The sequence below is a fragment of the Deltaproteobacteria bacterium genome (assembly GCA_011773515.1).
GTDB lineage: Bacteria > Desulfobacterota > Deferrimicrobia > J040 > J040 > WVXK01.
Map to the genome: position 1 here is coordinate 117,356 of WVXK01000016.1, position 12,817 is coordinate 130,172.

Below are 12,817 nucleotides of genomic sequence, written 5' to 3' on the forward strand. Positions count from 1 at the left end.
AAGATTTTGAAACTCGATACGGGAGCCCTTATCCCCGTCGACTTCAACTATGTCGTCGACACGATGTATTCGACCGTTGTGGGGACGAAAGATGGCGAGACGGTCAGCACGATAGAGCACTTCATGGCGGCACTATATGCCATGGAAGTCGACAACTGCATCATAAAAGTTGACGGTCCCGAAATGCCCATCCTGGATGGGAGCGCACATCCCATAGCCGAGAAGATCCTCGATGCAGGCTTGACTGATCTTGAACAGGAGCGCGTATCGGTCGCGATAAGGGGCGATTGCCAACCCCTTCATCTTGACTCCTCCTCGATCACCCTGATGCCATCAGAGGGGTTTACCATGGATGTGGTCGTCGATTTTCCAGGAACACTGATTGGAATGCAGGACATAACCTTTTCCCTGACTCCGGAAAACTTTCTGAACCATATAGCGCCTGCACGCACCTTCGTGCTGAAAGAGCAGATCGAGACCCTCTGGTCGATGGGTCTTGCTCTCGGCGGCTCACTCGAAAATGCGGTGGTGGTCGATGGGTTCAAGGTTCTCAACAAGGAGGGGCTCAGGTTTTCCGATGAGTTCGTGAGACATAAATTGATAGACCTCATAGGAGATTTTTCCCTCCTCGGCAGGCGGCTGAAGGGCCACATCAGTGCCCATAAGCCGGGCCACACCATAAACAGCCTAGCTATCAAACAGATTTCCAAGCAAATTTCATCTCTTTCCGGTGTCGAGCATTCTCCGCAAGCGACACTTGCGCTGGAAAACACCATCTTCTAATAACCTGATTGAAACCCGGAAAAAATTGAACGAAGGAGCAATTGGGTGTTGCATTGATGCATCAGCAATATTACTATACTTTGAAAGACCTCTTTTTGGGGTGAAAAGTTTGCGGAAAATAAAAGTAGCTGTTTTTACTGCTATATTGCTGATTCTCCCCCATTTCCCTGCTTCTTCCCAGCCCGATGAGAACTTGAAGATCGTGATCGAGGAGGGTATCGTCGAAGGGGATGCTGCAACGCTTTCTTTCCGTATTTCCAACCCCTATTCCCCCGAGTTGATGGAGATCATAAAGAGCGGTATCGAGGTAAAGTTTGAATACGAAATCTTGATCAGGAGAGTGCACAAGAACTGGTTCAATAGAACTGTCGGAGAAGAAAATATCCTGAGAAAAATCATGTATGACCCTCTGGCGGACGAGTTTGTCGTTGAAGACGGGACCGGTAAGGGGAAAAAATTTTTCAGAACCCTGCACGCAGCTGCAATGGCATTCTTCAGCTTTCACGATCTCCGGGTGCTGCTCTCTCCCGTTTCCGTGAGCGGGAAGAAGTACGAAGTATCCGTTCGGGCCCAGCTCGAAGACCTTGATGTTACCGGAATATTTAAATTCATACCCTTTGTCTCAAACTGGTTTCGCGTAAAGACCGACTGGGCGAGATTGCGGGTAAAAGCGAGGTGAAAGAGGTGGATACAGGGGATAGAGAGCTTTTCGAAAGAAAGAAGAGGAAGGTCGAACGTATCCTCATTGCCGCTACCGTCCTGATAGTGCTCGTCCTGACCATTGTGGAGGCAAATATCGCCAGCACGGTTACGAAGATACCCTTTCTCGGTAATGTCTTTGTTTTCATAATCATCAACCTGAACATCATCCTGATCCTCTTCCTCCTTTACCTCGTGTCGAGAAATTTTTTCAAGCTTTTTGTCGAGAGGAAAAGGAACGTTCTCGGTTCCAAGATACGGTACAAGCTCGTCGTGACATTTCTCGTGTTTTCCGTCATTCCCATGGTCCTTTTGTTTTTCCTTTCCTATAAAATTACCCGTTCGAGCATCAAGACGTATATGGGAAGCCAGGTAGGTGAGGGCATGGAAAACTCCATCGTCATAGCCAGGGAGTACGTGGCCCTCCAGGAGAAGCTCATGGGAGATTATCTCGTTAACCTTGACGGGAAAGGCACTGCACCCGCCCCACTCCAAGTTCAGGATGCCCCCTGGGTTCCCGATCTTCTGGCACGGAGCGATGGAAGCGTGATTGAGCCGCTCTATGGGAAAAAGGAGAATTACCGGGTCAATGAGTTTTTAACGTATGTGTCCGAAAGGGCCGATTGGAAGCTGATAACCCACACCGAGGGAGACGAAGTCTTCGGGGCCCTGAAACGGCCCGATTTATCCTTCCTGGTGGGGGTGAAAAAGATCCCATCCGAGATATATGGAAGCCTTTCGAAAGTGTCGTCGGCTTTTAAATCCTACAGCCAGGTCCGGATTCTGACTGACCCCATCCGGGCGACCAACCTGGGTTTTCTCATCATGATTACCCTCATTATTATTTTCACGAACACCTGGATAGGCTTCTACCTGGCCCGGGATTTTTCCGTTCCCCTGAAAAAGCTTGCCGAGGGTACGGAGCGCCTTTCGGGGGGGCGCGACCCCGTCGTGATCGAATACGAATCAAACGATGAATTCGGCCTGCTCGTGGATTCCTTCAACAAAATGGCAAAGGAGATAGTTCAATCACGGGTCGAACTGGAGAAGCTCAACAGGGAGCTCAAGAACTCCTACGACGAACTCTTTACCAAAGCGGAAATAATAGAGGCAATCATCAAGATTATCTCCACGGGTGTCATCACCCTGGACAAGACGGGAAAAATTACGACCATAAACCAGGTGGCGAAAGATATCCTCGGGGTAAATGAAGATGTGGAAGGGCAGAGCTACCGGGACGTATTCTCCCGGTCCGAGTACGAAGTGATTCGAAAAGGGGTGGGTGGGCTGGAACCGGAACTCATGGAGACAACGGAAAAACATGTGAACATCACCATCGGCGGCACAAAAAAAGAGCTTATCGTTCGCGCCGCAATCCTCAAGGCGGCCCAAAAAGAGTATCAGGGTGTGGTGGTGACGGTAGATGATATAACGGACATCAAAAGAATGCAGCAGATCATGGCGTGGGGGGATGTGGCCAAGAAGGTAGCCCACGAGATAAAGAACCCCCTGACACCTATCAACCTCTCGGCGCAGAGGTTGAAGAAAAAGTTTTCCGGTCAGGTTCATCCCGACGGTCAGGTGTTCGAGGAGTGCGTGGAGACGATCATCTCGGAGGTTGAGATAATCAGTCAGCTCGTCGATGAGTTTTACCGCTTTGCCAGGATGCCCGAGACGAAAAGAGAGGAGGGGGACATTGTCGCCCTGGGAAAACAGATTATCGGCAACTACCGAGAACTCTATCCCGATATCGCTTTTTCTTTCGCTGCCCACGGGAAGGTCCCGAACCTGAACTTTGACCAGGCAAAGCTCAAGAGGGTGTTCGTCAACCTTCTGGAAAACAGTCTCTGGGCTGTCAGGCAGAGAGAGGGAAAGGGGGCGGTTCGTCTCGATGTAGGCCAGGACGGCGAGAGGGGAGTGGTGAAAATATGTCTGGAGGACAACGGTATCGGAATAGCCGATGGCGAGCACGAGAAGGTATTCGACCTCTACTATTCGTCAAAAAAGGGAGGAAAGGGCCTCGGGCTGTCGATTGTCAAGGCGATCGTGGATGAACATGGCGGAAAAGTGTATTCGGAAAAAGCCATGAAAGAGGGCACGAGGATCATATTCGAATTACCGATGTAAAAAGGGAGATGACGTGAAAGGGAAAATTCTTGTTATCGATGACGAGAAAAACATACAGAAGGCACTGAAAGGGATTCTCACCGATGAGGGCTATTCGGTCGCTTCGGCGTCGAGCGGTGAAGAGGGACTTCAAATGGTGGAGGCGGAAAACTTCGAGGCCGTCCTCCTTGATATCTGGCTTCCCGGAATCGACGGGTTGCAGGTCCTCAGGGGGATCAAGAAGAGCTTTCCTGAAGTTCCCGTAATAATGATTTCAGGGCACGGTACGATCAGCACGGCAGTTGAAGCGGTCAAAGAGGGAGCCTTCGATTTCTTTGAAAAGCCCCTTTCCATGGAGAGGGTGATCATAACCGTCGACAGGGCGATCTACCAGAAGCGGCTTCTCCGGGAAAATGAGGAGTTGAAAAGGAAGGTACAGCTCAAACCGGTTCTTGTCGGCACCTCGGATGCAATTTTGGATGTTAAGACGAAGATTGACTCAGCCGCACCCACGGATGCTGCCGTCCTGATATCGGGTGAAAATGGGACCGGCAAGGAGGTCGCGGCGCGCATGGTACACGACAGGAGCAAGAGAAAAAATGGCCCGTTTATTGCGGTGAACTGTGCTGCCGTGCCGGAAGGGTTGATTGAATCCGAACTCTTCGGGCATGAGAGGGGGGCCTTTACGGGGGCGGTGAAGAAGAAGGTCGGGAAAATCGAGATGGCAAACGGAGGGACCCTTTTCCTCGACGAGATCGGTGACATGTCGCCTTCTATGCAGGCAAAACTGCTCCGGTTCCTTGAGGAGAAGGAAATCGACAGGGTCGGCTCGAACCGGAGGATCCCCGTTGATGTGAGGATCATATGCGCCACGAACAAAGATCTTCAGCGCGAGATTTCGGATAATCGCTTCCGGGAAGATCTCTATTTCAGAATAAACGTTATTCCCATGCATATTCCACCCCTTCGCCAGAGAAAGGAAGACATTTCTCCTCTCGTAGACCACTTTCTGAAAATCACCGCCTCCGAGCAGGGAAGGGCGGGAAAAAGAATAACTGATGAAGCTGTGGAGAGACTCATGGTCTACGACTGGCCCGGGAACGTAAGGGAGCTTCGCAACTTTGTCGAGAGGCTGCTTATCATGGCTGCAGGAGATAAGATAGACGAGCATGATGTGGGGGATGCCCTTGGTTTCTCATCAGTCCATCTTTCAAGCGATCACGACGGGTATCCCGACTTGTACAGGGAAGCAATTTCACTCTTCGAGCGGGATTTTATCCTCATGAAACTCAGGGAAAACGACATGAATATTTCCAAGACGGCGGTGAAGATCGGTCTTGACCGCTCGAGCATTCATAGAAAACTCAAGTCCCTCGGGATTGACCTGAACAGGGTAAATGAAAGTCATCGCGAATAAGTACAGGCTCATCAAGCTCATTGGCCAGGGAGGCATGGGGGAGGTCTTTCTCGCCGAGGTCCTGGGCAGCCATGGTTTCAAGAGGCGGATTGCGGTGAAGCTTCTCCCCCGTGACCTGAGAAAGGAGAGGCTCTTCAGGGAAGCTTTCATCAATGAAGCCAGGACCCTCGCAGGGATCTCCCATCCGAACCTGGTGAAAGTTTTCGATTTTGGAGACGAGGGAGATCGTCTCTTTCTCTGCATGGAGCACATCAAAGGGTACTCCCTGAGAGAGCTTATCAACCTGACAGAGAAGTGGGGCGAGAGGATACCCCTCGAGATCGTTGTAAAAGTGGTGGTGGCAATTCTGGAGGGGCTCAACTACATACACGGCAGGGGTGTGATCCACGGAGACCTTACACCGAAAAACATAATGATAGGTGAGAACGGTGAATTCAAGATTCTCGATTTCGGCTTATCCCGTACTCTGTCCCATGTGTCTTCAAGGACGCCCCTTGGTGGAAAGAGCGGTTATCTGGCGCCCGAGGTAACAGGGGAGAAAAGGATGCTCCCCGCTTCCGATATCTATTCTCTCGGGGCCATTATCCGCAATGTGGCGGGCGAAGCTGCTCCCGTGGGGAGAGATCGAGGCGACCCCGGGCATGCTTTCCGCCAGAGTTTGATGGCATTTTCCAAACAGTGTCTCGATCAGGACCCTGAAAAGAGGCCGCCTGCGGAAGAATTGCTTCAGAATTTCAAGAATTTAAGAAGAAATCTCGACAGCGGCTTCGAGATCAAGGATTACCTGAGCCAGCTTCCCTTCGAGGACGAGTACACCTATGTCTTCCCCGATCGCTCCCCTCATGAAAAGGCCAGGAAAAGAAGGGCTCATTTTCCCGCCTGGATCATCCTTTTCGCTGCGTCGGCTTCGATCCTTTTCCTGCTCTGGTCACGCCAGACCCGGGTAATCAAGAGCCGGGAGGCAAAAAATAAGGATGTGAGCGGTGTCGTCGAGAATGAGCGGGGTAATGACCGGATGAGGGAAATCGATTCAATCGACATGGGAAGAGGGAACAGGGTAATTTCTGCCGAAAGCGCAAAAGCTGCTCGATCATACCCCGTTTCGGAAAGGCTGGAAAAAGAAGCACCTTTTCCCGTGGATGATCAGGTCGGGCCTGGAAACGATGCTTTCGAGGTGAGAAGTTACCCGGATAAAGCGGCGGTGTACGTAAACGGAAAGGATGTGGGCACGACGCCGCTTCTCATCCCGAGGGAAATATTCAGGGGGAAAGAGGGTGCGGTTCTCCGGCTGGAACGGGATGGATTCGCAGATGAAACTGTTGAAATTTCGGGGGAGGACGGAGCAGGCGGAGGGGAAATATTTGTGACGCTCAAAAGGGCTACCGGTTTTTTGAGCGTGAATGTGCACCCATGGGCATACGTAATCATCGATGGGGAGAAGGCGGGAACGACGCCGATCATACAGAGGGCTCTGCCTGTTGGAGAGCACACACTGCTCCTTACCAATGATAAATTAGGGGTCAGCATAAAAAGAAGCGTAGAGATCAAGGAGGGAACCACAGAGGTCCTTATAGAGGACTTTTATCGTTAGTTTCGGCTCAACGGGGATCGATCAGGACTTTTGTTCACCTCCTGGCTCCTTTTTCGTATCTCGTTCACTCTATTGAATCGATTTTATTGATTAAAAAACGAAGGTGCCAGGAATGTGTGGTATACTGATGCAAATTTTTACCGGCCTGTTCCGCACGACACCGGCAAAAAGGATTTTCAATCGCTTTCCATAAATAAATTGTCACATCTTTCAATAAGTTGGGATTACCTGGCCATATTTGGAATATCATCTGAACCCGTATGTGTGTTGCTGTGCTCTTTTCACGTTATTGTCCTGGTTTTAGTATTTACCAGAGAGGACCATACCGCCGCCGTAAATATTTTTTACGGGATGGAATGAAAATTGAACCCAATTAATAAAGGGAGTTTCTGCGTGAAATTACGCAGGAGGGAACAGGTTTAACGATGTTAAGAGCGGCAAAAAAATGCATATTATGGGGAATATTTTTCCTTTGCCTTAGAAGTGTCGTTTTTGCCTTTCCTCCGCCAAGACCCGGGCTGGTTGATGAAGAAAGTGGAACGTACAGGACGACGGGATTACCGAAGGTAAGAATGGGGGATGATGTTTTGAGGCCTATGAGAAAGATCAAACCACCGGGGCTGAAGGGTAAAGCGCCCGAGGGCATCGGGGCAGGAGCTGTTGTGCAGGGGATTGATGTCCGTTCATCCCCTTCGCTCATACCCGTTGTTTTTCTCGTCGACTTTTCGGACAGGCCCCGGCACCGGGCTGCCGGGGATTTCCCCCCGCTCTTTTTTAACACGGGACCTGTGGACAAGAGCGTGGCGAACTATTGGTCGGAGGTTTCATACGGCGCTTTTACGGTAACCGGTCTCCCGTCGGATGTTTTCGGTTGGTTCAGGTCTGGAATCGACTTTCCGTCCACGATAACACTCAACTCACAACTAACGGACACGTCGACCGGTTTGAACAGCACGAACTTCTTGGCTTTGCTCAATGACCTTGTGTCTTTTCTCGACCCCACCGTCGATTTTTCCCGGTATGATGCAGATAACGACGGGGTCGTCGATTCGACAATCTTCGTTCATTCAGGATATGGTGGTGAAGATACGGGAGACACGATAAATGATATCTATTCCCAGACGATATTTTTTTCCGGTATCCCGATAGCAACCGGTGACGGTGTCAGCATTGTGGATTGCGTTATCGTCCCTGAAGAGAAGTTTTACAATGATCCCGACGGCATCGACAACGGGAACGAAGACCTCATAGGAATTGGCGTGATCGTGCACGAGATGGGGCACCTGATGGGCCTTCCGGACCTCTACCCGACAACGACACAGGGAGGAGTAACGGGAAACTTTTCCGGCGTCGGTATCCTCGATCTCATGAGCTTCGGACTCTGGGGAAACAATCTCCTGCTGGATCAGGACACGCCAACCCACCTGTCTGCCTGGTCAAAGATGTTTCTTGGATGGCTGACTCCCGTAGAATTATCGACAACATCTTTCTCGAACATCATGGCGCCCGTTGAGGCAGTCCCGGAAGCGTTCAAGGTTCTGATCAATGGCCCCGGGGATCCGACGCAATATATACTCATCGAGAACAGGCAGATAACGGACACGACTATCCCCAACCCTGCCTGGCTCTTTGACAATTCCCTGCCGGGAACAGGTGTTGTGATATGGCACGTAGACGAGAATGTGATCAATTCGAGACTGGCGACAAACTCGGTAAACGTAGATCCCGACTTCAAAGGCCTCGACGTTGAGGAAGCTGACGGAGGAGACGAGTTTGACCGGACAATTATCGGTGCGACACCGAACGACAGGGCGATATTTTTCGGAGATCTGGGAGATTTTTTCCGAGACAGCACCCAGGTGTTCGACCGGGATAATCCGAATCCGGGGATTAACGAGACCAATTCTTCTCCGATAATTAGCGGTGATCACCCCGTTGATTTTGGCATTGACGTTTCTATCACGAATTTCACGATATTTCCTCAAAATATAAACATCGGCGGATTCCTCTTCACGGTGAACTTTATTCTCTTTGACCTTTCCATTTCCGGCACCGGGATTCCCCCCTCCGTGTCGGACTGGAGGATATTCAATCAAGTGTCCACAGCTCCATCGGAAGGTTTTACGAACGGCCCTATCGTCTCAGACGATATCAATGTGATCGGTCAGGACTCATCCAATGCTGTCTGGTTTGGCACTGCAGATAGGGGTATATCGAGGCTATCGGGAAGGGTTTTTGAAAGTTTCAACGCTACATCCGACAATCTTCCCTCCGACACCATCACGGCCTTTGCATTTAATGAGAACACGGGAGTGATGTGGGTTGGGACAGACAGCGGGATCGCACGCATGCGTGACAGGGGAAACGGATTCGAGCTCGTGCCCAGCACTCCTTTTTTGCCGGGTGTTTCGGTAAACGCCCTCGCAATCGACGGGGATGGGTTTTTATGGGCTGCCACAAATAGCGGTCTTTCCGTAATTGACGACGGAGGGACCGATTCTGGAAGCGATGACGTTTTCGTTCCGTCAGTTATCAGCGGCGATTTTGATGGTGTCGTTGTCAGCATCGGGGGAAATCTCAATCCCGTATTCGATGTGGTCTGGGCTTATGACAATACGGGAAGGCGACTTTATCGGTCACAAGATCCCAACGACGTGACACAATTTGATAGCAGAACCCTCCCGCTCAACCCGATCGGTAATGCTCTTTCAGTTGACGCAAAGGGTCTTATCTGGATCGCCACTCAGAATAACGGCGTCCTCGTCTACGATGACAAGCTTACGGTTACCTTTTCCGACGATGAACTGGATCCTCTCGATGTCGATCAGGATGGAGATCTTGGGAATGCTGCCGGATTTCACCAGTATATATCCAGGCAAAATAGCAGCGCTCAAATAGATATAGCTTCCGACAGGGTCACCGATATTGCGTTCCAGGAGATAGAAGGACTTGTGGAGCAGATCGTCTACTTTTCTCACCGCAATGACGGAATCAATGATGGCGGAGTAACGCAGATTGATCTCAATGCTGACCCTGCAGATAGATTCATTGATAGTCTGGGGCTTACCGTTTTCCGGGAGCAGGACCTGCCTGATGGGCCTGCATCGAACCTTGTCAGGGATGCGTTCGGCGACAGGTCGGGCAACATCTGGTTTTCTACCGATAAAGGTGGGAGCAGGTTTGGAAATGCAGGTATATTGACGCTCGATTCAACGACCTATTTGAATCTCGACGCTGTAGCAACGGTGACACTTGAAGATGAAGGGCTAAACTTTGATCCGGGGTCGATAAACATAGCCGTTGTATTCGTCACGTCTGATTCTGATCCGGTTGGATTTGTCCTTATTCTTCAGGAAACGGATATTGACACAGGGATCTTCCGCGGACAGTTTAGCTTTACTTCAGGAGCATCGTTACCTGATCCTGGAGGGTTGAGCCTTTTGAGCGTTCAGAACGGCAATACGTTTACCGCAACATATAATGATGCAAGCCCCCGCGGCGTCAGAACGGCGAGGGCTACGTGGAGCCGTATATTCCCCTTCAAGGATAATCTATTTATTGAGGGCTGCTTCATCGCCACCGCCGCGTTTGGGTCCTCTTCGTCACCGATGGTTGAAATTTTTCGGAAATTCCGGGATGAGCACCTTCTTGGCACATACCCGGGGCGAAAATTCGTGTCGGCTTATTATCGATGCAGTCCACCCTTTGCGAGGATGATAAAACAGCATGACACAGCGAAATTTATTGCGCGGTGTTCACTTGCTCCGCTCGCTCTTTTTATCCATGTGATGTATGAAATTGATATGATGGGAAAACTCTTTTTGGTTATTGGGATTTTGGGTGTTTTGGCAGCTTTTTGGCGGGTCAAGGGAAAGGCGGGATGAGAAGCTTCTCAAGAGATTGAACATGAAGGCCGGAAAAAGGAGCTGGAGAGCAGCTAATTGCGGAGAAAAAGGTTTGCAATATTCATTTTGATGGTGTGGATCAATTACATAATGTTACTTCCCAGCAAGTCTTCTCGTGCCGACGTATACTCATCGAGCTTCGACTTTGAGTATGACCTGACCGTGGATAGGTCAGAGACTGGCACGGAGACTGACCAGACTTTCAGCGAGATTTTTGAGTTGCAGTATTCGCAGATGCTCTTACCAAGGCTCGATGTGGATTTCAAGCTCATACTGGAACTGGAAAACGAGTTTCAAAGCGATGGTGAGGACACGACCCGTTTTCTTCCCGAAGCGGAAATCGGGGGCAAGGCTGAGTACTGGGAATTAAATCTCGGTGCGCAAAGAACGCGGGAATCAAATGATCAACCCTTCGAGCCAACGTCCATTCAGGATAGTTACTTCATCGAGTATTTCTTCGAGCCAAGCGAAAAGGTTCCCGACCTTAAATTGAAATACACCGTCGATACGGACGAACAGGGTGATGACACCGATTCCCAGGATACATCCTTTGAGGTTTCCTCGGTGTACGAGTTTGCAAAGTTTCTAAAATTAAAGGTGGATTACACGAGGGACGAGTCAGAAGACCGGATAACGCCCGATTCGGACACGATCGATGAGGATTTAAATACGGAAGAGACGTTCAAATATGTTTTTTCGAGCAATTTGAAGTTCGATTTCAAACATCAATATCAGAAGACCACGGGAGGCACCCTGCTCGATGCCGGAGGAAAGACGAACGAAACCAATACGGAAAATAACACATATGATGGGAAAGTGGATCTCCGGTTGTTCGAGGAAACGGAAATGGGAGCCACATATCAATTTGAAAGAGAGGATGATATTATAGAGAGGGGAATTTCAGAGAGCACAGATTTCGAGCTCAATTTTGACCAGCGAATTGGAGAGCCGATCGATTTTAGCTTTACCTATTCCAGGACAATTGACGAGGACATTTCCATCGATAACAACATAAGGGATACGGAGGATACATTCACATACGATGTGAGCATGGGTTTCTCAAATCTTCTTGATTTTTCAATTAAGTACGAGAAACGAGATACCGATACTGAGGATAGGCTGGCTCCAGCAAACGATAAGAAAATCAAAGCGGATGATATAAGCGCTTCCTGGTCTGCCGATACGGAAACATTTATGGACCTGACTGTATCATATGACTGGTCTCAGGAAAAAGAGAACGGGATAATGACAACAAAAGACAGGGATCTGTCGATAAAATCGGACCTGGATTTCGAAGCGATACGTCTCCAGCTTACCCCGGAGTACACGCTGACCATTACCGAAGACCTCACGAAACCGAGCGAGCAGAAATCAAGAAACATAGATTTTAACTTCGGGCTGGATTATGAAACGGAAGTTACCGATCGGTTGAGGTTTTCATTGAGCCACGCGTATGGGCGAAGCGAGGAGCATCCCAACAAGGTAATAGAGAGAGACGACGATACAACCATCGATATCAATCTCGATGAACCCTGGGAAGGGTCGAACTTTACCCTCACGGTTTCAAGGACTGCAACAGACCGGTCGGGGGATGATTCGCCTCCCGATATCACATCGACGATCACGTTTAACTGGGACCACACCATGGGGCCTTTCGATTTTTCGGTAAACTACAGCTATGACAAGAACAAGCTGACCGATGACTCTGAGACTTTCGATGTAAACTTTGGATGGAAGGGACTCAACTTCGACACGCAACTGAAATATTCCTTCGATAAAACGTTTTCATCAGAACTCGATGAAACCCACAATCTGACTTTTAGCTTCAAGGTAGATTTTTAATAATGGTAAGGGGAAAGACATGAAAAAACTAAAAGGTAATGGATTAATTCTTTTTTGCACGGCAATTCTGCTTCTGGCCGGCTGTTCGGGCGCCTTGGTGAGGGAGTTTGTCAAAGAATCGAAGGAGAAGGATCAATTTTTGAGAATCAACAGGGTTGCGGTATTTCCCTTCGACAACTTTACCGAGACCAAGGATGCGGAAAAGGCCATAGAGTCCCTTCTCATTCCTGCTCTTTACCACGAGGAGGTTTTTGAAGATGTGGTGGATCCCCGTTTCGTGAGAGATGCGATGAAGAAACTGAAGATAGTTACCACAGATATCCTCGACAGGGAGCAGGTAAAGAAGCTGGGTGACGAGCTGGCCATTCAGGGCATAATCATAGGAAAAGTAGTAAACTACGGGAGAGGAAAAGAAAAGGAGGCGGCAAACGAGGTCTCCATAGAGATGGCCCTGGTTGAAGTTGCATCGGGGGC

The 12,817-nt window shown here is 49.6% G+C and carries 8 protein-coding genes; all 8 read left to right on the top strand.

Annotated elements, in window-relative coordinates:
• Positions 1-783 (top strand): UDP-3-O-[3-hydroxymyristoyl] N-acetylglucosamine deacetylase (gene lpxC / locus GTN70_02320; protein NIO15827.1); only part of this gene is annotated, 783 nt, incomplete at its 5' end.
• Between the two features lie 109 nt (positions 784-892).
• Positions 893-1,462 (top strand): DUF4390 domain-containing protein, encoded by a 570-nt coding sequence (locus GTN70_02325; GenBank protein NIO15828.1) that lies wholly within the window; start codon positions 893-895, stop codon positions 1,460-1,462.
• Positions 1,463-1,467: 5 nt separating this feature from the next.
• Positions 1,468-3,609: a PAS domain S-box protein gene (locus tag GTN70_02330; protein NIO15829.1), complete on the top strand. Its 2,142-nt coding sequence runs from the start codon at positions 1,468-1,470 to the stop codon at positions 3,607-3,609.
• Positions 3,610-3,622: 13 nt separating this feature from the next.
• Positions 3,623-5,005: a response regulator gene (locus GTN70_02335; GenBank protein ID NIO15830.1), complete on the top strand. Its 1,383-nt coding sequence runs from the start codon at positions 3,623-3,625 to the stop codon at positions 5,003-5,005.
• Positions 4,986-6,596, top strand: coding sequence for a protein kinase (locus tag GTN70_02340; protein ID NIO15831.1), 1,611 nt, complete (start codon positions 4,986-4,988; stop codon positions 6,594-6,596). Before GTN70_02335 ends, GTN70_02340 begins: the two co-directional genes overlap by 20 nt.
• A gap of 596 nt (positions 6,597-7,192) precedes the next feature.
• Complete coding sequence (locus GTN70_02345) at positions 7,193-10,480, top strand: M6 family metalloprotease domain-containing protein (GenBank protein NIO15832.1); 3,288 nt, start codon at positions 7,193-7,195, stop codon at positions 10,478-10,480.
• Positions 10,481-10,537: 57 nt separating this feature from the next.
• Positions 10,538-12,343, top strand: a complete 1,806-nt coding sequence (locus tag GTN70_02350) for a hypothetical protein (protein NIO15833.1) — start codon at positions 10,538-10,540, stop codon at positions 12,341-12,343.
• 19 nt (positions 12,344-12,362) lie between these two features.
• Positions 12,363-12,817: hypothetical protein (locus tag GTN70_02355; protein ID NIO15834.1), on the top strand; the 455-nt coding region annotated here is incomplete at its 3' end.